We start from the raw sequence: 21,146 nt of genomic DNA, 5'->3' as shown, positions 1-21,146 counted from the left end.
CGAGTCTCACGAACCCCGGGCGTCGTCGAAACGTCCGTCGAGCTCCCCCGGCGACAGCACCTCGGTGGAGTTGTGCTCACGGACGATTCGCCACCCGTCCGGCGTCCGCCGCCAGACCAGCGAGGTCGTGGTCCGGATGTCCGTGACGCCACCAGGAGTGACGATCCGGGCCACGAACCTCAGCGTGGAGGCGGCCAGGTCGCCTCCCGCGACGACGTGCGGTCCGTCGTCGATCGCGTGATGCGCGGACACCATCTCGCGGAAGGCGGGTTCCCAGATCGCGCCGTAGCCGGCGGCGGTCGTCGCCACGCGGTGTTCGGGATCGAAGTCGTCATAGAGGCGGACGTCCGGTGAGGTGAAGTCGTAGAACTCGCCGAAGACGCGCCGGAAGTCGAAGGGCGCGTCTCCTTCGCGACGGTCCCAGCCGAACACCCACCGGCCGTGCGACTCAGCGACCAACTGTTCGTCGTTCATGAATTCGACGCTAGGACCGCGCCAGGATTTCAGGCAGGGTGCGTCACACCCACCCGCTTCGGAGTCCGGGGAAGAAGGCGACGCGCCTCTGGTAGTCGCGACAGCCCGGCCGGTCGCGCACATCAGCAGACAGCTCATCAAGCCTGGCGCGGGCAGCGTCGAGCCGGCCGGGGACGACATGGCCGCCGTGAGCCGGGCGCCGTCCCGGACGAGCGAGTCGCAGAGCGACCACCGCGGTGGTCGCCTGGATCGCCCCTGCGACGGCAGCGGACAGGCTCGCCACCCGTCGCGGGTCGGCGAAGTCCACCTCACGAGGCACTAGCGCGGCAGCCCGTTGAGCACCTCGGTCATCTGCTTCTCGGTGTCGTTGCCGAGCTTCTCGAAGACGACCTTGCCCAGCGGGGCCGCGAGTTTCGCCGCGCCCTTGAACTCCAGGTCGTTGGTGTAGGTGATGGTCGAGCCCGCGCCGCTGGGCGTGATCTCGATGGTCTCGGTGGAGGTGGCGGTGTCGTTGCGGCCCACCAGCACGATGCGGTCCTGAGCGAGTTGCTCGAGCGTGTAGGTGAGTTCGGTGGTGATGCCCGCGATCTTCGACGTGTTGTGCCAGTTCGCCCCGACCGCGACCGGGCCGCTGTCGTTGCGGGTGCAGCTCTCGGTGCCGGGGTCCCACTGCTCGGCGTTGCCGAAGTCGGCCAGGTACGGCACGACCGTCCCAGGTGGAGCGTCGACGGTGAACGTGCGGGACACGGTGGTCATGAACAGATCCTTTCGCCGGGTACAGGTCCGGGTACCCGGTGCGGGGCCGATCAGTCGTTCTCGGCGTACGCGGTGGAGCTCAGGCGTTGACGATCGCGCTTGAGTTGCTTCTCCAGGCCGTGCCGCTGTCCTCCGGCCAGATCGTCGCGGGCGGCGCGCTCGACGTCCCGGAACACGTCGTAGTACATGTCGTCGTACTCCTCGACGATCTGGAACGTCCACCGGCCGGGCAGGACGTTGCGGCCCAGCAGGTCCCGTTGCACGCGCTTCGCGTGTTCGGGATGGCCCGCCTCGCGCAGTGCCGCGATCGCGTCGTCGAGCTCGAAGTCGGCGGTGCCGGTGAGCTGGTGGAACGAGTACAGGTGGCCGCGGGCACGTTCGGTGGTCTCCAGCGCCTTGCGGAGCTTGCCCAGCGCCTCGATCGTCTTGTCGTCCATGCCGATCCGAATACCCCGTGGCGGTTCGCGCCTACCCCGCACGGGTAACCGCAGTTCACAACGTCCAGGAAGAGCGGAGACGGTCACTTGCCGGACATGTGCGCCGACACCGTGGGTGTGGAAGAAGAGTTCCTGCTCGTCGATCCGTTTTCCCGGCGCACGGTGATGCGCGCGAACGCCGTGCTCGCCCGATTGCGCGACACGGAACTGACCAAGTTCCACGCGGAGCTGGCCGGAACGCAGGTGGAGGCCGCGAGTGGGCCGTGCACCAGCGTGGCCGCGCTGGGCGAGGTGCTCACGCACGCCCGCACGATGGTCGCGGGCGCCGCGCGGGCAGAGGGTCTGGAGCTGGTCTCGCGTGGCACGCCGGTCAAGAACTCGACGCATTCGGTGGTCACGGACGGTGCGCGGTATCACCGCGTACTCGACACCTACGCAGGCGTGGTCGACGACTACGAGGCGTGCGGGTGCCATGTGCACGTCGGCGTGCCGGACCGCGAGACCGCCGTGGCCGTGCTGAACCACGTGCGGCCGTGGCTGCCGACCTTGCTCGCCCTGTCCGCCAACTCCCCCGACCGCGGCTACGCGAGCTGGCGGACGGTGCTGCAGTCGAGGTTCCCCGGCGCCGGCGTGCCACCGCTGTTCGTCGACGCTGAGGACTACGACGCCCACGTCGGCCGGATGGTGGCCTGCGGGACGCTCGTGGACCGCGCGCAGTCGTTCTGGCTGGTGCGCCTGGCCACGACGCTGCCGACCGTCGAGTTCCGCGTGGCCGACGCGGCCGCCGAGGTGGACGACGCGGTGCTGCAGGCGGCGCTGTCCCGTGCTCTCGTGCACACCGCCCACGAAGACGTCCTCGCCGGCAAGGAACCCTCCGCGGTGCGGGACGACGTGCTCGCCGCCGCGGTGTGGACGGCCTCCCGGTACGGCATCGACGGCGCCGGGATCGACCCGTGGCGCGAGTGCCGGGTCCCCGCGACGGCCCTGCTCGACGACCTGCTCAAACACGTGACGTCCGCTTTGGACGAACGCGGAGAGCTCACACTCGTGCATGGGCTCGTCGCCGCGCGGGTATGACTTGTGGGTGCAACTTCCTTCGCCTCGCGGCCCTTTGTCCGAGCGTGTCGTCGCCGCACTGAACGGTGAACCGAACGGACGCGAGATAGCGTTCGTGGCCGCCGATCCGTACGGCGAGGACCTCGCCGTCGCCCTGCACACGTTGTACGAACTGCACTACGACGGTTTCGACGGCGTGCACCCGGCCTGGGAGTGGGATCCCGAACTGCTGCGGCTGCGCGCACAGGCCGAACGCGTCTTCCTCGACCGGCTCAGATCCGATGTGGACGGCGGAGACGATCTCGAAGGGACTCTCGGCGCGATGCTGGTCGAGCACGTCCCGGGCAGCGGCGTCTCCCACCACATGCGTGACGGCGGAACGTGGGAGCAGATGTGCGAGTACTTCGCGCACCGTTCCGTCTACCACCACAAGGAAGCAGACCCGCATGCCTGGGTGATTCCACGCCTGCGGGGCAAGGCGAAGGCCGCCCTGGTCGCCGTGGAGTTCGACGAGTACGGCGGCGGCCGGGCCGACCGGATGCACTCCCGCCTGTACGCCGATCTTCTCGAAGGCGCGGGAATGTCGGCGGAGTACCTGCACTACTTCGACGACGTGCCGGCACCCGCCATCGCGATCGTCAACATGATGTCGATGTTCGGCCTGCATCGGTCGTTGCGCGGCGCGCTGGTCGGCCACTTCGCCGCCGCCGAGATCACCACGGGACCGAGCGCGCAACGGATGGTGCAGGCGTTGACGCGTCTCGGCGCCGACCCCCGGTGCGTCGAGTTCTTCACCGAGCACATCGAAGCCGACGCCGTGCACGAACAGATCATGCGCAACGACGTGATCGGCTCTCTGCTGGAACAGGAACCGTTGCTCACAAGGGACGTGGTGTTCGGCATCCAGGCGACGGAACTGCTGGAGTCACGCCTCGCCGGTCACCTCTTGTCCTCGTGGGACGCGGGCGAGTCGTCGCTGCGGACCCGCTTGCGGTGGCTGGTGTCGCAGAACGGGTAGCGCTTGCTGCGGCGGCACGCGCACACCGCGACCACGAACCGGTCGCTGGTGTGCGTCACTCCGTCGTCGGTGACCAGTTCAACCGGTCCTTCGACGAGCATCGGGCCGTTGGGCACCATCGTCACGCGGCGCGGATTCTGTCTGGTCACCGCTCCTGACTACCCGGGGTTCACTCCGCCGAATCAGGGGAAGACCAGAAGGGAACTTTGGGAGGCGGACATGAAAGCAGTCGTGTGGCACGGCAAGGGTGACATCAGGCTCGACGACGTGGAGGACCCGAAGGTCCTCGAACCGACGGACGCGATCATCAGGATCACCCGCAGCGCGATCTGCGGCACGGACCTGCACATGGTGCGGGGCACGATGCCGGACATGGTGGAGGGCACCGTGCTCGGGCACGAGGCCGTCGGTGTCGTCGAGGAGGTGGGTGACGCGGTGCGCGGCTTCTCGCCGGGCGACCGCGTGGTGATCCCGTCCACGATCGGGTGCGGCACGTGTTCCTACTGCCGTGCCGGGTACTACGCGCAGTGCGACACCGCGAACCCGAACGGTCCGGCGGCGGGCACGTGCTTCTTCGGTGGTCCCAAGTCGACCGGCCCGATCAACGGGCTGCAGGCCGAGTACGCACGGATCCCGTACGCCGCGACCACGATGGTGCGCGTGCCGGACGCGGTGAGCGACGACCAGGCGATCCTGCTCTCCGACATCTTCCCGACCGCGTGGTTCGGTTCCCGGCTCGCCGAGGTCGGCACCGGAGACACCGTACTGGTGCTGGGCGCGGGTGTGGTCGGCCAGTTCGCGATCGCCTCGGCGAAACGGCAGGGCGCCGGCCGCGTCATCGTGGTCGACGGCATCAAGTCGAGGCTGGACAAGGCACGTGAGCAGAACGCGGAGACCGTCGACTTCAACTCCGAGGACCCCGTCGAGGTCGTGAAGGACCTGACCGGCGGCATCGGGCCGGACCGGGTGATCGAGGCGGTCGGCGTCGACGCCGAGAGTCCCGGCAAGCCGGAAGGCGAGCAGTGGAAGCCCGGTGACGCGCCCGAGCTCGCGCTCGACTGGGCCGTCGAGCTGGTGGCCAAGGCCGGCTCGATCGGAATCATCGGCGTGTACCCGCCGGGGTTCGAGCAGTTCCCGATCGGTGCCGCGATGAACAAGAACCTCACGCTGCGGATGGGCAACTGCAACCACCGCCGGTACCTGCCGAGGCTGCTCGACCTGGTGCTGACCGGCGTGGTCGACCCGACCGCGTTCATCACCCAGCACGAGGAGCCCTCGAACGCGATCGAGGCGTACCAGACCTTCGACCTGCGCGAGGACGGCTGGCTGAAGACGGTGCTGAACGTGAGCCGCCCGTGAAGGTCGTCATCACCGGCGCGACCGGCAACGTCGGCACCGCCCTGCTCCGGCGGCTGGCCGAGGAGTCCGACATCGAGGTGCACGGCATCTCCCGCAGACCACCGGCGGCCGCACCTCCCTACGACGTCAAGTGGACCCCGATCGACATCAGCAAACCAGGAGCGGAGGAACCCCTCCGCGTGGCGTTCGAGGGCGCGGACGCTGTCGTGCACCTCGCCTGGCTCATCCAGCCCGCCCGGAACGAACGCCTGACGTACGCGACGAACGTGGCGGGATCCGCGCGCGTGTTCGAAGCGGTGGCGGCAGCGGGCGTGCCGCATCTGGTGCACATGTCGTCGGTCGGCGCGTACTCGCCGGGCGGCAAGGACCGCCGGGTGGACGAGACGTGGCCGGTCGACGGGGTGTCCACCTCGTTCTACAGCAGGCACAAAGCCGCGGTGGAACACATGCTGGACACTTTTGAGGACCGGTTCGTCATCAGCAGGCCGCGGCCGGGGCTGATCCTGCAGGCCGATGCCGGAGCGGAGATCCGCGACTACTTCCTGGGCCGGCTGGTACCGCGAAGCCTGTTCCGCCACCGGATTCCGGTGCTGCCGTTGCCCCGGGACATGGTGCTGCAGTTCGTGCACGCCGACGACGTCGCCGACGCGCTGGCGCTGATCCTCGAGAAGCGGTTGCCCGGCGCGGTGAACCTCGTGTCCGAGCCCGTCATCACGCCACGGGCCTTCGCCGAGGCGCTCGGCGCCCGGCACGTGCCCGTCGCGCCGGGCGTCCTGCGGCACCTGGCGAACGTCACGTGGCACCTGCGGCTGCAGCCCACCCCGTCCGGATGGGTCGACCTCGCCCTGAGGTCTCCCCTGCTGGACGCGTCGCGGGCACACGACGAACTGGGCTGGAAACCACTGGTCGGTGCGGAGGAAGCGCTGCGGGAGATCGTGCACGGCATCGGGCGAGGTGGCGGGGTCGACGCGAGCCCGGCGCTGTGACGCGGAGGCCCGGCACAGGAGTCCACCCAGGAGGCTGTCAGCTCGTGGCGAATGACCAGTCGACGTCCTCCCACGCCACTTCACGAGTACCACGGTGCAACACTCGGGTGAGCTTTTCCAGCACCCAGGGCGGCTGATAGCCCGGCCGTTCGAACCCGAGCAGCCGGCCCCGCCGCCTCGGCGCCACGAGCACGCGCACGATCCGCTGTCGGCCCGCCTCGTCGGTCTCGGCCAGCAGATCGGCCACCCGGCCGAGCACGTTTCCGTCGCGGTCGCGCACGGTCCGTCCGAGAAGATCACTGGCCAGCATCGGTCGCTCCGGGAATCCGCCCGATCACCTTGTCCCGCAACCACAGTTCCAGCGCCGGGGTGTCGAGCAGCTCGTGCCGGACGTCGAGCCGGATCGCGCTGCCGACCTCGGCGACGCGGTCGAACGGGATGCGCAGCGGCCGCGGGTCGCCGGTGGTGTGCAGGCGCCGTGCCACCGCCGCCATCCATCGGCCGAGGACGCCGCCGATGCGCGTGCCGAGCGCGTGGTGGCCGACCAGGATCGCGGCCACGAACGGTCGGCCGTCCTCGCTGACGCCGAACTCGAGGTCGTCGGCCTTGCCCACGAGGCGGCCGTCCAGGTCCACGATCTGGCGGTCCAGCAGGTGGAAGTCGATCCGCAACGGATCAGGTAGGTCAGCGTTCATCCGCCCATTCCCGTCAGGATCATCAGCGGGACGGCCGCGACCGCGGCCACCAGGATGACCGCGAGGTAGGTCACGCCCAGCACGTTGGTGAAGCGCCCGTTGACCTGGTCGCCCAGGTAGTCGCGGTCGTTGGCGACGATCAGGATCGGCAGGTAGGTCAGCGGTAGCGCGACCGCGCTGAACACCAGCGAGTACTCGGTGATCTCGATCGGATCCGCGGTGGTGAGCAGCATCGCGACACCGAGCAGGATGCTGACGAGCACGACCGTGTGGAACCGGGCCGCTTCCCTGGGACGCACCAGTTTGCCCCACTGCCAGCCGAAGTACTGCGCGACGGTGTACCCGGCGGACAGGCCCGTCTCGAGCGCGGCGCCGAACGTCGCGGCGAAGAAACCGAGGATCACCACCGCCAGCCCCAGCTTGCCCAGCGCCATCGCCACCGGCAGCGCGGTCTGGCCGAGCGAGTCGACCTGGATCCCGGCGGGCTGGTAGACGATCGCCGCGCAGCCCATGATCGCCAGCGACAACAGGCCACCGAGCGGGAAGCCGACGAAGACGTTCACGCGTTCGAGAGCCAGATCCTTGCGAGTCCACCGCTCTTCCACGCCACCGGAGGAGAAGAAGAACACCTCGTACGGCGTCATGGCCGCCGCGAACAGCGCGACCGCGAAGAACCCGTACGTGCCCCAATCCTCAGTGGCAGGCGGGGAAAGGCTCGTCACCTGCTCTCCCAGCTGTCCCCACGGCGGGTCGAGCGCGAAGAACGCCACCACGAACACCACGAGCGCAAGCCCGGCCAGGCCGAAGACGCGTTCCATCGGCTCGAACTTCACCCGCCACAACACCACCCACAGCACGAAAGCCGCGATCGGCACCCACAGCAGGTAGTGCACGCTCGTCGCCAGCTCGATCGACAGCGCCACGCCGCCGATCTCCGCGCTCAACGTCAGCAGCGTGACCAGGAACGACCCGGCCAGGTTCGCCAGCGCCACACGGGGCCCGAGCCGTTCCCTGATGAGATCGAACACCGGACGCCCACTCACCGCGGCCACCCGCCCGGCCATCTCGGCGTAGACGCAGATGCCGATCACGCCAACCACCACGACCCACGCGAGCCGCATCCCGAACCGCGCACCCGTCTCCGAGTTCGCGACCAGGTCACCGATGTCGACGAAACCGCCGATCGCGGTGAGGATGCCGAGGGTGATCGCCAGGAGCCGCTTCACCGCAACCCCTCCAGCACCGCCGCGAGCCGTTCCCCCACCGAACCGAGCGCGTCCACCGACCGGCTCGCCGACGCCTCGTCGTCCTCCCCGAGTCCGAGGCCGAGGTCGTCGATGAGACGAACGGACTCCTGCAGCAGCGGCAGCACTTCGTCCCGTATGCGCTGACTGTCCGCATCGGGCGTGGACAGCTCGCTGATGTCCGAGAACGCACTCGTCACGCTCGTCCGCGCGTCATCGAGCACAATGGACTCGTACGAGGAGAACGTCCTGCCCTTCAACGAGGTCTGTCCAGCGATCCGCGCCACGCCCACGGACGAGACGGCGTCCTGCACGCTCGACTCCACAGTGGATCGGTATCCACCCGCGGTCTGCGGCCATACTCCCAGCAGGACCACGGCGAGCAGAACCGTCCCCACACCGATCAGCAGTGCCCACCCACGCCTTCGCACGACGAGACGTGTACCCACTCCGCGCCCGAATACACATGGGCTGGACCAAGACACCGTTTCGTGTGCTCTCACGCGGGTAGACATCTCTGGTGAGCAACGCTGAAGAGTCTGAGCACAGCCGCCTGGCCAGGAATCTCAACGAACTGCTCCAGGAGCTGCGCGTGGCCCAGGCCGGCGTGCAGATCCTGTTCGGCTTCCTGCTCTCCATCACGTTCACCGACAAGTACGCCACCGCACCGACGCTCGTGCGCGGCACGCATCTGGTGACCGTCCTGTGCGCGGCCGCGGCTGTCGCCCTGCTGACCGCGCCTGCCGCCTGGCACCGAGTCCTGTTCCGCCAGGGCCGCCGCGAGGACGTCGTCGCGGCGGGCAACACGTTCCTGCTGGCCGGACTGGGTTTCCTCGCCGTCGCGATGACCGGCACCGTCCTGCTGATCAGCGAGGTCATCGTCGGCGGCTGGGTGGCCGTGCTGATCGGCGTCGCCGCGTTGCTGGTCTACGGCGCGTTGTGGTTCGCCATGCCGCTGCTGACCCGCGACACCAGCTCCAAGCTCGGCGACGACATCACCGACGTCTGAGCGTCCGTTGCGTTGAGTCAGGTCTGTCTCGGACCGGACATGGGTATCCGGTGGGCACCCGAACCGGAGGGCGACATGGACCACAGCAAGGCGCCGGTGCTCGACGCGATCGAACGCTACCGGCGCGAAAATCACATCGGATTCATCCCGCCTGGCCACAAACAGGGCCGCGGGGTGGATCCCAGAGTTCTGCAGGTGCTCGGGCCTGATGTCTTCAGCGCCGACCTCATCAAGCTCAACGGGCTCGACGACCGGGAGATGAGCGGCAACGTCATCGCGAACGCCGAAGACCTGATGGCCGACGCCGTCGACGCCGACCGGGCGTTCTTCTCCACGTGCGGCAGCTCGTTGTCGGTGAAGACCTGCCTCATCACCGTCGCCGCACCGGGTGAACGCGTTCTGGTGTCCCGCAACGCGCACAAGTCCGTCGTCGCCGGGCTGATCATCAGCGGCGTTCACCCCGTGTGGGTGCACCCGCGCTGGGACGCGACGTGGGAATGGGCGTATCCGCCGGGACCGGACGAGGTCGAGGAAGCCTGCCGCAAAGCGCCCGACACCAAGGCCATGCTGCTGATCTCGCCCACCGACTACGGGACGTGCGCGGACATCCGCGGTGTCGCCGAGGTCTGCCACGCGCACGACAAGACGCTGGTCGTGGACGAGGCCTGGGGCGCACACCTGCCCTTCCACCCCGATCTGCCCGCGTGGGCGATGGACGCGGGAGCCGACCTCTGCGTCACGTCCGTGCACAAGATGGGAGCCGGGCTCGAACAGAGCTCCGTCTACCACCTGCGCGGCGACCGCGTCGACCCGAGCGTGCTGGCGATGCGGGCGGACCTGCTCGACACCACCAGCCCGTCGTCGCTGATCTACGGCTGTCTGGACGGATGGCGCAGGCAGATGGTGGAGCACGGCAGGGAGCTACTCGACCGGGCACTCGAACTGTGCGCGGACACGCGGCAGCGACTGGAGCGCCTCGGCCTGCGCGTCGTGTCCACCGAGGACGTGACCGGCGCCGGCAGGGCGTACGAGCACGATCCGTTGAAGATCGTGATCGATCTGCGGGACCTGGGCATCTCGGGTTACGCGGCTGCCGAGTGGCTGCGCGCGCGGTGCCACGTGGACGTCGGGCTCTCCGACCACCGGCGGATCGCCGCGCAGATCACGGTCGCCGACGACGCCGAGACCACCGGCCGGCTGGTCGACGCCCTCAAGGCCATGCTCGGCGCGGACCTGCCCACCACGAAACCGGTCGAGATCCCCGATCCGGGCGAACTCGAACTGGACCAGGTCATGCCGCCCAGGGACGCGTTCTTCGCCAGTGCCGAGCACGTGCCGATCGAGAACGCGGTCGGCCGGATCTGCGCGGAGACGATCAGCCCCTATCCACCGGGTGTGCCCGCCGCGCTGCCCGGCGAGGTGATCACCCAGCCGGTGGTGGACTACCTCCGCAGCGGCAAGGAGGCAGGCATGTACCTGCCCGACCCCACCGATTCCGGCTTGGACACGGTGCGCGTGGTCACCTCGCACTGACTGGAACGCGCAGGCAAGGAGATCGATGAGCACTCAACGGCACGACGAGGAAGCCCTCAACGCCCAAAGCGACGTGCAACGGGCTGTCGCGGCCCGCTCCGGCCTCGCGGTCGTCGCCGGGCTGATGGTGGTCTGGCTGGTGCTGCGCTGGATCCGCCACTGACGAACGGAGGAACGCCGATGACCGACGCCCGGCACCGCGAAGGAGAACCCGAGCTCGACGAGGTGACGGCCGAAAGCGAGCTGAACGACGCCGATTTCGGCACCGAACACGCGCGTCCCACCGTGGCCGACGAGAACACCGGCGGCCCTCACCGCGGTCCAGACGAATCCGAGCCGGAAGGCCGCGGCGGAGACGGTGGGATGGATCCGCCGTGACGCCGGGCACGACGTCCGCTCGCAGTTCGCCATCCACTCCGTGAAAGAGGAGGGTGAGGGCATGACCTCACCCGACGACACGGCCGCGGCGCAGCGCCTCGTCGACGCGATCGCGAGGCGCGCCGCGCTGCACGAGGCCATGGGTGTGGTGCAGGCGTGGGGTGGCGACGACGTGCTGGAGCGCCTGGGCGCTCAGCGCAGCAGTGCCGAATGTGAGGCGGAGGTCGCGCGGGTGAACGCGGTCGTGGACGCCGCGGCCGAGCAACGGGCGGATCCGGACTGGGGCGACTAGGACACCGGCAGCAGGGCCGTCGGATCGAGGTCTCCGCCGGTGAGTCTGCGGGCGACGTCACGCACCGGGCCGCGATTCCTCGTCGCGTAACCGAGAACGAGGCCGCGGGCTTCGTCCGTGCCGGTGCCGAGGGCGCCCGCGACCATGCCGATGGCGTGCGCGAGCATCACCCGGTCGTTCAGTGTCGTCAGGGTCTGCTCGGCCAGCCGTTGCGCACGCGCGGGATCATCGTCCTGCGACAGGCCCAGCACCGCCAGATCCGCCAGCACCCGACCCAGCCGTTCCTGCCACACCTCCCACGGCGTCACGGCCGCGTAGAACACGTTGAGCCCGCCGACCGCACGGCCGGCCAGACGCATCGGCACCGCGTGCACCGCACGGAAACCGGCATCGAGAGCGGCACGCGTGAACGCCGGCCAGCGATCGGGTTCGCCCTCAAGGTCCTCGCAGGCGACCATCGCGTCGTGACGCACGCAGTCCACGCACGGACCTTCAGCGATTTGGCTCTGTAGCAACTCCAAAAACCGCGCCCGCTCATCCGACGCCGCAACCACGCTCAGCCCGCCACGCGGATCCGCCAGCAACACCCCGGTCGCGGACGCGGACAACACGCTCTCACACGCGGCGGTGACCAGGCGCAGGACCGACTCGGCGTCATGACCGTCGACCACACTCGCCGTGAGCTCGCTCAACGTGACGGCGATCTGATGCTGGGCGCGGGGCACTACCGCAGCATACGACCCACCACGGCCCGATGCTCGCGACACAGGTCAGTCCGCCAGCCGGTCCAGCGGGATGCGCCGCTCCAGCAGATCACGCGCCACATCCAGCACCGAACGGCCAGACGAGAAGGCGTGCGCACGCAACCGCGCGAACGCGTCCTCCAAACTGATCCGCAACTGCGCCGCCAGCATCCCGGTCGCCATGTTCACGTCCTGATACGACAACGTCATCCGCAACTGGTCGTCGGCGGCCTGCTCGTTCTGTTCGAGCAGGGCGTGGGTCGCCAGATCGGCCAGCAGCACGGCGTCCGCCACCGCGGTCAGGCCACCGGCGCGGCGGCGGTACAGATCGAGCGTGCCGAGCCTGATCCCACCGACCCGCAACGGGAACGCGAACATCGCCGCGAGACCCTCCGCCGAGGCCGCCGCACTGAAAGCCGGCCACCGCACACCATCCTCGCCCAGGTCTGCCACCAGCACCGGCGCGGCCTCCCGGAACGCCAACACGCCCGGCCCCTCCCCCAGGGTGTACTGGATCTCCTCCAGCCGGGCCGCCCACTCGTCACTGGCGCCGACCATCTCCTCGGCGCGAGCGCTGGCGCGCAAGGTCAGCGCCGCGGCGTCCACACCGGACAGAACATGCACGCACGCGGTGCACAACGCCCGCGCCAGCCCGGCGCGCCCGAAGACCGCGGACGTGAACTCCTCCACCGCCCGCGCGAGCCGATCCCGACGCTGCCCGTCCAACACCCGTCCTCAAACCCAGCGGTCGCGCGGTCAGCCCAACCCGATCCGGCATCAGGGTACGAACCTAGACCGGACGGCGGCTGGCGCGCACCACGGGTCGGCGGCGGGTCAGTCGGTCAGCCGGTCGAGGGGAAGGCGCCGGGCCAGCACGTCCGCGGCCACGTCCAGCACCGACCTGCCCGCGGCGAAGGCGTGCGCCCGCAACCGCAGGAACGCGTCCTCCAGGCTGATCCGCAGCAGGACGGCCAGCATGCCGGTCGCCATGTTGACGTCCTGATACGACGTCTCCATCCAGAACCGTTCCGCGACTGACATCCTGTCGTTCTGCAGGAGCAGCCTGTGGGAGATCAGATCGGCCAGCAACGCCGCCTCGAAGACGAACTCCGCGGGCAGCACGCCGGGCCGGCGGCGGTACAGCCCGAGCGTGCCGAGCAGCATCGCGCCGATCCGCAGCGGGAAGAAGAACGCGGCCGCGAGCCCCTCACCCCTCGCGGCCCCCGCGAACACGGGCCACCGCACCTCGTTGACGGTCAGGTCCGGAACCAGCACGGGCCCGTGTGCGGCGACCGCCGCGAAGCCCGGCCCCTCACCCAGCATGTACTGCGCTTCCTCGATGCCCGCGGCCCACGGATCGCTGGCGCCGACCAGTTCCTGAACACGGGAGCCGCTGTAGAAGGCCAGCGCAGCACCGTCGACGTCTGGCAGCACACGCACGCACACAGAACTGAGGGCCTGCCCCAGTTCCGCACGCCCCGATGCCGTCGTGCACTTGAGCACCTGCTCTACGAGCCGGTCTCTGCGTTGCCCGTCCAACAGCTTTCCTCTGGCCGCCGGTCATGGGTCGGGTCTCAGCCTACGAACCCCGCCCGGTCTTCGCATTTCACCGCGTCAGCGGGTCAGGGCAGATCCAGCTCGTTGTGGCGGCTCGCGATGGTCTCGGCGAGTTCGACGAGCTTGACGTTGAGGTGCTGGGAGGAGTGGCGCAGCAGGTCGAACGCCTCGTCGGCGTTCATTCCGCGACGGGCCATGAGAATGCCCTTGGCCTGTCCGATGACGTCACGGGAGTTGATCGCCCGGCGCAGCTGCTCGGCCTGCAGGGTGGAGGCGTCGACGGCCTCGGTGTGCGCCAGCGCCAGGGACGCGTGCGTGGCCAGCAGCAACGCGACCGCCTGGTCCGTCTGGTCGAGGCCGTGCCGCTGACGGGAGTAGATGTTCAGCGCACCGGACAGCCGCGGTGCCTGGGCGTCGGGCAGCAACGCCGTCGACAACACCGCGCCCATGCCGCGTTCGGCCGCCGCCGGGCCGAACCGGGCCCAGGCCGACGAGACGGACAGGTCCGGCGCCGACGCGACGGCGGGGCCCGCCGGATCCGCGACGTCGAGGCAGGGACCTTCCAGCAGGTCGTACTGCAGCTGGTCGAGCTCGATCGCGACCTCGTCGGTCTCCACCGGAGTGTGGAATTTCCCGTTCCGGGACCGCAGGGTGACGCTGACCAGGTCCGCGCCGGGCACGACCCTCACCGCGGCATCGACGACCTGCTGCAGCACCTCCCCTGCCGTGGTGGCGTCGAGCAGGGAGTACGTCAGGGTCGCGAACTGCTGGGCCAGCGGCCCGAGCGGCGCTCCGTGATCCCGCGTGGGTGCCCGGCCGGACGCGATCGCCTTCTCGGCGTCGGCCACGAACCTGGTCCGGTCGAGATTCCAGTCTTCGGCAGTGGGGGGCATCTGCGGCACCTCGGATCGTCTCCTTCCCGTCCGGTGGAACACCGATGACGGCGATTGGGGCTGACCGGGCGCTGCACTGCTGAACCCCTGGCCCACCGTAGGCGATCCCGGCACCGGTCGCAGGCGGCCGATGCGGCGCTGCTGATGCCCCAACTCTGCCAGACGCCGCAAAACCCTTCGCCCCGCGTTGTGGGCAGTGCCGGGATCGCCTACCTTGGACGAAAGGTCCAGCGGTTCGCCTGTCGGGTTCAGCAAGCAGCTCGGTGAACGTCCCACCACCACAGAGTGGAGTCACCGTGATAGAGGCAGAGCTCACGCCCCGTACGCCCGTCTGCTCGGTGTGGGGTTCGCGGCAGGACGGTGTTCCGGTCGTCGCCGTCACAGGCGAGGTGGACATCGCCACCGCGCCGTTGCTCCGCGCGGAGCTCACGACGCAACTGGCCCAGTCACCCGTCAAGCTGGTCGTGGACCTGCGCGAGGTGACGTTCTTCGACTCCTCCGGCATCGGCGCACTGCTCGCGGCCCACCGGCAGGCGGCGGATCTCCGGGTGGTGGCGGACAGGGCGCCCGTGCTCAGAACTCTCCACTACTCCGGCATGGAAAGCGTGTTCCGAGTCCATCCGACGCTGGCGGAGGCGCTGACAGGGCCGGCCAGATGACTGTTGTTTCCACAGTGGAGTACGGGACTTTCTGACATGGCATCGCGCACGACCGGGTAGCCCTGTCGCGTGACCGAGAACAGGAAAGTACTGCGAAGGTTGCTGGACCAGGCGGGCCGCACGTATGCGAGTGAGGCAGGCATCCGCCTCGCCGACACACCGGCGCCGCTCTACCGGTTGCTCGTGCTCAGCGTGCTGCTCTCCACCCGGATCCGCGCGGACATCGCCGTGGCCGCCTCGCGTGAGCTGGCGAAAGCGGGCTGCACCACGGCGAGCCGGGCCAGCAGGACGACGTGGCAACAGCGGGTGGACGCGTTGGGCAGAGCCGGATACGTGCGGTACGACGAGAGCACCGCCACCGCGCTCGGCGAGGGCGCACAACTGCTGCTCGACGAGTACCGCGGCGACCTTCGGCGGTTGCGGCGGGAAGCCGGCGGCAGTGTGCCCGGGATTCGCGACCTGATCACGAAAACACCGCGGCTGGGCCCGGTCGGTGCGGACATCTTCTGCCGCGAGGCACAGCAGGTGTGGCCCGAACTGGGCCCGTACTTCGACGATCGGGCTGTGAAGGGCGCTCGAACGCTCGGTCTACCCGGCACCGCGGAAGGTCTGGCCGAACTGGTCCCGCAGAACGATTTCGCGCGGTTGTCCGCCGCGCTGGTGCGGGTCACCCTCGACGACGATCTCGCCAGCTCGGTTCGTTCCGGCGCCCGCCACACCGGTTCGGGGTGACGGGAGAGACAACTCCGGAGTACGACGACCACTGCGAGTGGCTTTCAGGTTCGGCCTTGTACCTAACGGGTACCTGTGCGTTTCGACGGTCGAACGAGAGGCACACAGTGGATCCCGGCCCCCTGTTGTACACCGGCGCGGGCCTGGCGACGTTGGCCGCCGCTCTCCTACCCCGGTTGCTCGACCGCGCACCGATCTCCATGCCGATGCTCTTCCTCGGCGCGGGCGCGCTGACGTTCTCCGTGGTCGAGCCGCTGCCCGCACCCGACCCCGGCGAACACAGCGGCCTGCTGCTGCACCTGACCGAGATCTGCGTGATCATCTCGCTGATGGGCGCAGGCCTCGCGCTCAACCGCGTGGTGAGCCTGCGCGGCTGGGCGAGCACCTGGCGTCTGCTGGCCATCACCATGCCGTTGTCGATGCTCGGCGTCGGCCTGCTCGGCTGGGGCGCGCTCGGGCTCGGCGTCGCGGCCTCCGTCCTTCTCGCGGCTGCCCTCGCCCCGACAGATCCCGTGCTGGCGGGCGAGGTCCAGGTCGCCGAACCGGCGGAGAACCCGGAGTCCGACGAGGACGAGGCACGGTTCGCGCTCACCTCGGAGGCCGGCCTGAACGACGGTCTGGCCTTCCCGTTCACCTACGCCGCCATCGCGATCAGCCTCGCCGGAGCCGCGCCCTCGGAGTGGTTCGGCCGCTGGCTCGCGGTGGACGTGCTCTGGCGGCTGCTCTCCGGGCTGGCCGTCGGCCTGCTCATCGGCTGGGCGCTCGGCAAGCTGTTCTTCTCGGCTCCGTCGAAGAAGTTCCGCCTGGCCGAGCACGCGGAAGGGTTCGTCGCCCTCGCGGCGACCTTCCTCGCCTACGGCATCACCGAGCTGATCAACGGCTACGGGTTCGTCGCCGTCTTCGTGTGCGCCTGCGCGATCCGTGCGGGCGAACACCGTCACGGCTACCACCAGGTCCTGCACCAGTACGTCGAGCAGGCCGAGCGCATGCTGACCGTGGTGATCGTCTTCCTGCTGGGCGGCGCCGCGGCCACCGGTCTGCTGTCCGGGACCACGTGGGCGGAGATCGGTGTGGCCGCCGCGGTCCTCCTGGTGGTGCGACCGCTGACGGGCTGGATCGGCCTGCTCGGAGGCAGGTCCGGCCCTCGGGAACGAGCCGTCATCTCGTTCTTCGGCGTGCGCGGCGTCGGATCGCTGTTCTACCTCGTCTACGCCCTGCAGGCAGGCCGGTTCGCGGAACAGGACGCGCTCTGGCGGGTCGTCGCGCTCGTCGTGATCGGCTCGATCCTCGTGCACGGACTCTCGGCGTCGCCCGTCATGTGGCTGCTCGACCGGAAACGGCGGCAGAAAGCTCGGCGCCGCAACGACAAGCCATCTCACACCCACGTGTGAAGCCAGAGCTAGCCGAGCCCTGACCGGCGGTTCTGGGTGTCGCGGCGCACCTGGTCGGTCTGCGCGGCGACCGCCGCGATCCGGTCGGCCAGCGCGGGGTCCGTCGTCCGGACCTGGTCGTGGGCGTCCGCCAGCGGGCCGAGCAACCGCGCGGCGTCGTTCTCGGCCAGAGCCTCCCGAACGGCCGGATCCACCTCGCCGACGTGTCCGGCGAGGCTGCGCAGCGAACCGGAGTTGTCCCTGGCCCACCGCGATATCGCGCGATCACCAGCACGGCGGTCGCGTTCGGCCTGCACGCGCTCATCGCCCGTCGCACCGTCGAGATCGGACGGTCGCAGGCGCAGGTAGCGGCGTTCCGCGGCCTGACGGCTGGCCACCCCGAGCGCGGGCGCCAGCTCCGCCCAGCTCGTGCCGAGCTCTCTGGCGGCGGCGATCAGCTGGGGTTCCCAGTCCGTCAGCTCGGCTCGCAGTTCGCGCAGCAGGACCAGCGCGGCCAGCACCTGGGTCGAGCTGAGGTCCGCGTCCTCGCTCGTGGCCGCACGGAGCGCCTCGTAGTCGCCGATCGCCATGTTGTCATCCTTTCGACGACATTCGTCTTGTCATCGTTCCGATGACATGCTACAACAGTGGTGCGCGTTGACAGCAGTCGAAAACATCGAGGAGGTGCCGGATGTTGATGCGCACTGACCCGTTCCGGGAGCTGGACCGCTTGGCGCAGCAGGTGTTCACCGGGCCGGGCACGTGGTCACGGCCCACGGCGATGCCGATGGACGCCTACCGCGCGGGCGACGAGTTCGTGGTGGCGTTCGATCTGCCGGGCGTGTCCGCGGACGCGATCGAGCTGGACGTCGAACGCAACGTGCTGACCGTCAAGGCGGAGCGCAGGCCGACCATCACGGGCGACAACGCCGAGATGCAGGTCGCGGAACGACCGCTGGGCGTGTTCTCCCGCCAGCTGTTCCTCGGCGACACACTCGACACCGAACGCATCCAGGCCGCCTACGACGCGGGTGTGCTGACCCTGCGCATTCCGGTGCTGGAGAAGGCCAAGCCACGCAAGATCGCGATCACGAACACCGAGCAGGACGTCAAGCAGATCGACGCCTGACCGGGAGTCGTCGTGGTCGCGCGGACGCTGGACGAGGAGTTCCTCGCGCTGGTGTGCGAGGACGAGGACCTGGTGCGCGCCGAGTTCGACGCGATCATCGAAGCGAGCTGGGGAGAGCCACCGCCTTCCCCGGCTCCACGCCGGCCGATCCCTTCGACGCCGCACCGGAACGTGGTCCGGCCACACGGACAGGACCGCGTCCCGATCGGCAGAGCGGCTCGGCAGCGCTCCCCTCCGTCGCGGAAGGCAGGTGATGCGTGGAAACGGTGAACAGCAGGAGCACGTCCGGCCGACCGCTCGCACCGTCAAGCCGACCCCACGGTGGCGGGCTCGACTGACGCCACCAAGCGCACGGGCGCAACGAACAGCGAGCCGCACGGACTCCTCCACCCAGGTGGCCCCGTACCGCGAGAGCGCGGCGCGGGGTCATCTTTTCTGTCCTCATCGGACAGTGGTGACCGAACGCCGGGCTCAGGACTTCGCGGCCAGCGGGAAGCTCACCCCGGTGAGCCGCTCCGACGCCTCCCACAACCGCCGCGCCAGCACCGGGTCACTGGCCGCCGCCGACCGGCCGACCAGCGCGGGGTGGCCGTGCAGCTCGAACCGTCCGTCCGGGCCGACGTAACTGGCACCCGGCAGGTCCTGGGTCGCCGCGTACAACGACGGCAACGCGCCCTGCGCCTCGGTCTGCGCGAGGTAACGCCCGGCCAGGTGCACGATCTTGACCAGATGACGGTTGCGGCCCTTGGTGCCCAGGTTCGTCGCCGAGTAGCCGGGGTGCGCGGACAGCGCGCGCACGGACGACCCGGCCTCGCGGCAGCGCCGTTCCAGTTCCAGGGTGAACAGCAGGTTCGCCAGCTTCGACCGGCCGTAGCCCTTCACCGGGGTGTAGCCGGAACGGGCGAGGTCCAGGTCGTCGAGATCGAGCACGCCCGCCTTGTGCGCGCCGGAGGCCACGGTCACCACACGGCCGGTGATCGAGGGCAGCAGCAGGTTGGTCAGCGCGAAGTGGCCGAGGTGGTTGGTGCCGAACTGCAGCTCGAACCCGTCCGCCGTGCGACCGAACGGGGTCATCGCCACCCCGGCGTTGTTGACCAGCACGTCGAGCGAGCCCTGCCAGCCCTCGGCGAACGCGCGCACCGACGCCAGGTTCGCCAGGTCCAGTTCACGAACCTCGGTGGTGCCGGCCATCGCTGCCGCGGCCCGTTCCCCCGCGGCGACGTCGCGCACCGCGAGCACCGTGCGCGCCCCTGCCGCGGCGAAGGCGGTCGCCGTGCCACGGCCCACCCCACTGCCCGCACCGGTCACCACGACGGTGCGACCGGTGAGGTCGGGAAGGTCGTCGGCGGTCCACTGGCGCTTCGTCATGATCGCCAGCTTAGGCGGCCGCCGGATGGCCACTGAACGACCACCGTCCCCCGCGACCGTATCGGCGTCACGGTTTTCGTCGACAGGAAGAGAGAAGATGAAGATCCGCAGTGTGCTGCTCTGCGCAGCACTGGCCGTCCTCGGCACGCTCACGACGGTCGTGCCCGCCTCGGCCGACGGCATCAGCACCTACTACCTCACCTTCCGCACCGGCAACCTGCCGAACGCGGACACCGAGGACGCCGTCCGGGTGACGATGTTCGGCACCGAGGGCAAGTCCGACCCGATGCAGATCGACAGGGACTTCCGCCGCGGCGAGACGTGGACGTCCGGCCCGCACAAGCATCCGTCGTTCGGCACCATCGGCTACATCAGCCTGGGCAAGGGCGGCCGGGAGTCCGACGCCTGGTACTCCGAGTACGTCGACATCCACGAGGAAGCCACCGGCAGGGTCTACCACTGCGCGGTCAACGAGTGGTTCCCGCAGGAAAGCCTGACGCGGTTCTACGCCTGCGTGTGAGCTGAGCACCCGGCGCGAGCGCGAGTGAAGGCCGTTCTCACTCGCGCTCGCGCCCGCCGAACTCGGTCTCAGGGATTCCAGTCCACGAGGACCTGGGTGCGGTCGAAGCGTTGTGCGATCAGGTCTTCTCGCTGGATCACCCAGAAGATGGCGGCGCCACCGCCTGACCGGCAGACGTTGAACTCCAGCAACAGGACCCAGTCGCCGGCGTCGGACGACGGCGTGCCAGCGCCGGGCCATCGTTCCGCCTTCTCGTCGGCGGCCGCGCAGAGGACGGCGATCTCGGTCGCGTCACAGCCGTTGCAGTCCGTGCCGTATCCGCCCAGCACCAGGGTCGCTTCGCCCCACTGGTCCGCCCACACCCGAGCCAGCGCCTCGGAATGGGGATGCCCCGGCATCGGCACGAGGTAGACGGGTGACGGCGCGGCGACCGTGCCGACGAAGGGCAGGGACACGTCTGCCGTCAGGTGGATGTGGCCTTGGGGGAACTCGTCGTGGTTCTCCGCGAAATCATCACCGCAGGCCGGATAGGACGAAGGATCCAGCTCCCGTTCCACGACGACCGCGCCTTCCGGCACGTACACGACCTCGCCCATGCCGTGCTCCTCCGGATAGCCGAAGAACAGCAGCCTGCCGTCGGACGGCAGCGGAAGATCCGTCGCTTCCCGGGGAAGAGCGGCGCAGTCGATGGTGGCGACCAGCGGGTACTCCTGGGTTTCGACATCGGCGGGCAGCATGATCGGACCGCCGAACCGGCCCACGACCGGCCCGTCCCCGTCCAGCGTCAGGAGCGTGGAGGGGCGGACGAGCTCCATCCACCGCTCCACATCGGGTTCCGGAATCCTCCGCGCGAGCGCCTCGGAGCGGATCTGGTCGAGGATCTTCACGTTCCTGGGATTCACGGCGGCACCGTAACGCGGGGCACCGACAGTTCTGAT

General features: G+C 69.4%; 30 protein-coding genes. 15 read left to right on the top strand and 15 right to left on the bottom strand.

Annotated elements, in window-relative coordinates:
• Positions 1 to 6 precede the first annotated feature (6 nt).
• The 3 genes from ACIRG5_RS42155 to ACIRG5_RS42145 all read right to left on the bottom strand — a co-directional run bounded on the left by ACIRG5_RS42155 (position 7) and on the right by ACIRG5_RS42145 (position 1,667).
• Positions 7 to 474: a YybH family protein gene (locus ACIRG5_RS42155; RefSeq protein ID WP_402915985.1), complete on the bottom strand. Its 468-nt coding sequence runs from the start codon at positions 472 to 474 to the stop codon at positions 7 to 9.
• A 318-nt stretch (positions 475 to 792) separates the two neighbouring features.
• The gene (locus ACIRG5_RS42150; RefSeq protein WP_402915983.1) at positions 793 to 1,230 is read right to left on the bottom strand and encodes an SRPBCC family protein; all 438 of its coding nucleotides are present in this window, start codon (positions 1,228 to 1,230) and stop codon (positions 793 to 795) included.
• 50 nt (positions 1,231 to 1,280) lie between these two features.
• Complete coding sequence (locus tag ACIRG5_RS42145; protein ID WP_402915981.1) at positions 1,281 to 1,667, bottom strand: hypothetical protein; 387 nt, start codon at positions 1,665 to 1,667, stop codon at positions 1,281 to 1,283.
• A gap of 96 nt (positions 1,668 to 1,763) precedes the next feature.
• Here ACIRG5_RS42145 and ACIRG5_RS42140 point away from each other — a divergent pair, with 96 nt between their 5' ends.
• Together ACIRG5_RS42140 and ACIRG5_RS42135 are read left to right on the top strand one after the other, a co-directional pair.
• On the top strand, positions 1,764 to 2,744 hold the full coding sequence (locus ACIRG5_RS42140; RefSeq protein WP_402915979.1) for a YbdK family carboxylate-amine ligase: 981 nt from the start codon (positions 1,764 to 1,766) through the stop codon (positions 2,742 to 2,744).
• On the top strand, positions 2,719 to 3,741 hold the full coding sequence (locus tag ACIRG5_RS42135) for an iron-containing redox enzyme family protein (protein WP_402915977.1): 1,023 nt from the start codon (positions 2,719 to 2,721) through the stop codon (positions 3,739 to 3,741). Before ACIRG5_RS42140 ends, ACIRG5_RS42135 begins: the two co-directional genes overlap by 26 nt.
• Here the strand turns inward: ACIRG5_RS42135 and ACIRG5_RS42130 are convergent.
• Complete coding sequence (locus ACIRG5_RS42130; protein ID WP_402916013.1) at positions 3,663 to 3,860, bottom strand: CDGSH iron-sulfur domain-containing protein; 198 nt, start codon at positions 3,858 to 3,860, stop codon at positions 3,663 to 3,665. The two genes, ACIRG5_RS42135 and ACIRG5_RS42130, sit on opposite strands and share 79 nt — an antisense overlap.
• Positions 3,861 to 3,960: 100 nt before the next feature.
• Between ACIRG5_RS42130 and ACIRG5_RS42125 the strand changes: the two genes are divergently transcribed.
• The gene (locus tag ACIRG5_RS42125) at positions 3,961 to 5,100 is read left to right on the top strand and encodes a zinc-dependent alcohol dehydrogenase (protein ID WP_402915975.1); all 1,140 of its coding nucleotides are present in this window, start codon (positions 3,961 to 3,963) and stop codon (positions 5,098 to 5,100) included.
• Positions 5,097 to 6,086, top strand: coding sequence for an NAD-dependent epimerase/dehydratase family protein (locus ACIRG5_RS42120; protein ID WP_402915973.1), 990 nt, complete (start codon positions 5,097 to 5,099; stop codon positions 6,084 to 6,086). Before ACIRG5_RS42125 ends, ACIRG5_RS42120 begins: the two co-directional genes overlap by 4 nt.
• Before the next feature lie 37 nt (positions 6,087 to 6,123).
• Here ACIRG5_RS42120 and ACIRG5_RS42115 read toward each other — a convergent pair whose 3' ends face one another.
• Genes ACIRG5_RS42115 through ACIRG5_RS42100 form a run of 4 tightly spaced genes read right to left on the bottom strand, consistent with a single transcriptional unit; the run spans position 6,124 to position 8,456 of the window.
• A complete protein-coding gene (locus tag ACIRG5_RS42115) occupies positions 6,124 to 6,396 on the bottom strand; it encodes a PRC-barrel domain-containing protein (protein WP_402915971.1) in 273 nt (90 codons plus the stop codon).
• Positions 6,383 to 6,781 (bottom strand): hypothetical protein, encoded by a 399-nt coding sequence (locus ACIRG5_RS42110; RefSeq protein WP_402915969.1) that lies wholly within the window; start codon positions 6,779 to 6,781, stop codon positions 6,383 to 6,385. Before ACIRG5_RS42110 ends, ACIRG5_RS42115 begins: the two co-directional genes overlap by 14 nt.
• Positions 6,778 to 8,007 (bottom strand): NRAMP family divalent metal transporter, encoded by a 1,230-nt coding sequence (locus tag ACIRG5_RS42105; protein WP_402915967.1) that lies wholly within the window; start codon positions 8,005 to 8,007, stop codon positions 6,778 to 6,780. The genes ACIRG5_RS42110 and ACIRG5_RS42105 overlap by 4 nt, the downstream gene beginning before the upstream one ends.
• Entirely contained in the window at positions 8,004 to 8,456 is a 453-nt protein-coding gene (locus ACIRG5_RS42100) for a hypothetical protein (RefSeq protein WP_402915965.1), read from the bottom strand. Before ACIRG5_RS42100 ends, ACIRG5_RS42105 begins: the two co-directional genes overlap by 4 nt.
• Positions 8,457 to 8,545: 89 nt before the next feature.
• On the opposite strand from ACIRG5_RS42100, the gene ACIRG5_RS42095 reads away from it, so the two are divergent.
• From ACIRG5_RS42095 to ACIRG5_RS42075, 5 genes are all read left to right on the top strand, one after another.
• Entirely contained in the window at positions 8,546 to 9,034 is a 489-nt protein-coding gene (locus ACIRG5_RS42095) for a DUF6328 family protein (RefSeq protein WP_402915963.1), read from the top strand.
• Between the two features lie 75 nt (positions 9,035 to 9,109).
• Positions 9,110 to 10,567 (top strand): aminotransferase class I/II-fold pyridoxal phosphate-dependent enzyme, encoded by a 1,458-nt coding sequence (locus tag ACIRG5_RS42090; RefSeq protein WP_402915961.1) that lies wholly within the window; start codon positions 9,110 to 9,112, stop codon positions 10,565 to 10,567.
• Between the two features lie 25 nt (positions 10,568 to 10,592).
• The gene (locus tag ACIRG5_RS42085) at positions 10,593 to 10,730 is read left to right on the top strand and encodes a hypothetical protein (protein ID WP_402915959.1); all 138 of its coding nucleotides are present in this window, start codon (positions 10,593 to 10,595) and stop codon (positions 10,728 to 10,730) included.
• Between the two features lie 17 nt (positions 10,731 to 10,747).
• Complete coding sequence (locus ACIRG5_RS42080) at positions 10,748 to 10,945, top strand: hypothetical protein (protein WP_402915958.1); 198 nt, start codon at positions 10,748 to 10,750, stop codon at positions 10,943 to 10,945.
• Between the two features lie 61 nt (positions 10,946 to 11,006).
• Positions 11,007 to 11,237: a hypothetical protein gene (locus tag ACIRG5_RS42075; RefSeq protein WP_402915957.1), complete on the top strand. Its 231-nt coding sequence runs from the start codon at positions 11,007 to 11,009 to the stop codon at positions 11,235 to 11,237.
• Here ACIRG5_RS42075 and ACIRG5_RS42070 read toward each other — a convergent pair.
• From ACIRG5_RS42070 to ACIRG5_RS42055, 4 genes are all read right to left on the bottom strand, one after another.
• Complete coding sequence (locus ACIRG5_RS42070; protein ID WP_402915956.1) at positions 11,234 to 11,962, bottom strand: GAF domain-containing protein; 729 nt, start codon at positions 11,960 to 11,962, stop codon at positions 11,234 to 11,236. The genes ACIRG5_RS42075 and ACIRG5_RS42070 overlap by 4 nt on opposite strands.
• 45 nt (positions 11,963 to 12,007) lie before the next feature.
• Complete coding sequence (locus ACIRG5_RS42065) at positions 12,008 to 12,709, bottom strand: GAF and ANTAR domain-containing protein (RefSeq protein ID WP_402915954.1); 702 nt, start codon at positions 12,707 to 12,709, stop codon at positions 12,008 to 12,010.
• A 105-nt stretch (positions 12,710 to 12,814) separates the two neighbouring features.
• Positions 12,815 to 13,483, bottom strand: coding sequence for a GAF and ANTAR domain-containing protein (locus ACIRG5_RS42060; protein ID WP_402916011.1), 669 nt, complete (start codon positions 13,481 to 13,483; stop codon positions 12,815 to 12,817).
• Between the two features lie 119 nt (positions 13,484 to 13,602).
• Positions 13,603 to 14,430: an ANTAR domain-containing protein gene (locus ACIRG5_RS42055; protein ID WP_402915953.1), complete on the bottom strand. Its 828-nt coding sequence runs from the start codon at positions 14,428 to 14,430 to the stop codon at positions 13,603 to 13,605.
• A gap of 296 nt (positions 14,431 to 14,726) precedes the next feature.
• On the opposite strand from ACIRG5_RS42055, the gene ACIRG5_RS42050 reads away from it, so the two are divergent.
• The 3 genes from ACIRG5_RS42050 (at position 14,727) to ACIRG5_RS42040 (ending at position 17,212) form a co-directional block, all read left to right on the top strand.
• A complete protein-coding gene (locus tag ACIRG5_RS42050; protein ID WP_402915952.1) occupies positions 14,727 to 15,089 on the top strand; it encodes an STAS domain-containing protein in 363 nt (120 codons plus the stop codon).
• A gap of 69 nt (positions 15,090 to 15,158) precedes the next feature.
• The gene (locus tag ACIRG5_RS42045; protein ID WP_402915951.1) at positions 15,159 to 15,821 is read left to right on the top strand and encodes an endonuclease; all 663 of its coding nucleotides are present in this window, start codon (positions 15,159 to 15,161) and stop codon (positions 15,819 to 15,821) included.
• A gap of 107 nt (positions 15,822 to 15,928) precedes the next feature.
• Positions 15,929 to 17,212, top strand: coding sequence for a cation:proton antiporter (locus ACIRG5_RS42040; RefSeq protein WP_402915949.1), 1,284 nt, complete (start codon positions 15,929 to 15,931; stop codon positions 17,210 to 17,212).
• Positions 17,213 to 17,220: 8 nt separating this feature from the next.
• Here the strand turns inward: ACIRG5_RS42040 and ACIRG5_RS42035 are convergent, their stop codons facing one another.
• Positions 17,221 to 17,781 carry a hypothetical protein gene (locus ACIRG5_RS42035; protein ID WP_402915947.1) on the bottom strand — a complete coding sequence of 187 codons (561 nt, stop codon included), beginning with the start codon at positions 17,779 to 17,781 and terminating at the stop codon, positions 17,221 to 17,223.
• A 101-nt stretch (positions 17,782 to 17,882) separates the two neighbouring features.
• Here ACIRG5_RS42035 and ACIRG5_RS42030 point away from each other — a divergent pair, with 101 nt between their 5' ends.
• Together ACIRG5_RS42030 and ACIRG5_RS42025 are read left to right on the top strand one after the other, a co-directional pair.
• Positions 17,883 to 18,320, top strand: a complete 438-nt coding sequence (locus ACIRG5_RS42030) for an Hsp20/alpha crystallin family protein (protein ID WP_319979382.1) — start codon at positions 17,883 to 17,885, stop codon at positions 18,318 to 18,320.
• Positions 18,321 to 18,332: 12 nt separating this feature from the next.
• On the top strand, positions 18,333 to 18,590 hold the full coding sequence (locus tag ACIRG5_RS42025; protein WP_402915944.1) for a hypothetical protein: 258 nt from the start codon (positions 18,333 to 18,335) through the stop codon (positions 18,588 to 18,590).
• 201 nt (positions 18,591 to 18,791) lie between these two features.
• On the opposite strand, the gene ACIRG5_RS42020 is transcribed toward ACIRG5_RS42025, so the two are convergent.
• On the bottom strand, positions 18,792 to 19,688 hold the full coding sequence (locus ACIRG5_RS42020) for an oxidoreductase (protein ID WP_402915942.1): 897 nt from the start codon (positions 19,686 to 19,688) through the stop codon (positions 18,792 to 18,794).
• 97 nt (positions 19,689 to 19,785) lie between these two features.
• Between ACIRG5_RS42020 and ACIRG5_RS42015 the strand changes: the two genes are divergently transcribed.
• Positions 19,786 to 20,208 (top strand): PLAT/LH2 domain-containing protein, encoded by a 423-nt coding sequence (locus ACIRG5_RS42015; protein WP_402915940.1) that lies wholly within the window; start codon positions 19,786 to 19,788, stop codon positions 20,206 to 20,208.
• Between the two features lie 68 nt (positions 20,209 to 20,276).
• Here the strand turns inward: ACIRG5_RS42015 and ACIRG5_RS42010 are convergent, their stop codons facing one another.
• Complete coding sequence (locus ACIRG5_RS42010) at positions 20,277 to 21,110, bottom strand: DUF1963 domain-containing protein (RefSeq protein ID WP_402915938.1); 834 nt, start codon at positions 21,108 to 21,110, stop codon at positions 20,277 to 20,279.
• Positions 21,111 to 21,146 lie beyond the last annotated feature (36 nt).

The sequence above is a fragment of the Lentzea sp. NPDC102401 genome (assembly GCF_044765805.1).
Taxonomy (GTDB): Bacteria; Actinomycetota; Actinomycetes; order Mycobacteriales; family Pseudonocardiaceae; genus Lentzea; species Lentzea sokolovensis.
This window is presented reverse-complemented; position numbering and strand designations above follow the sequence as displayed.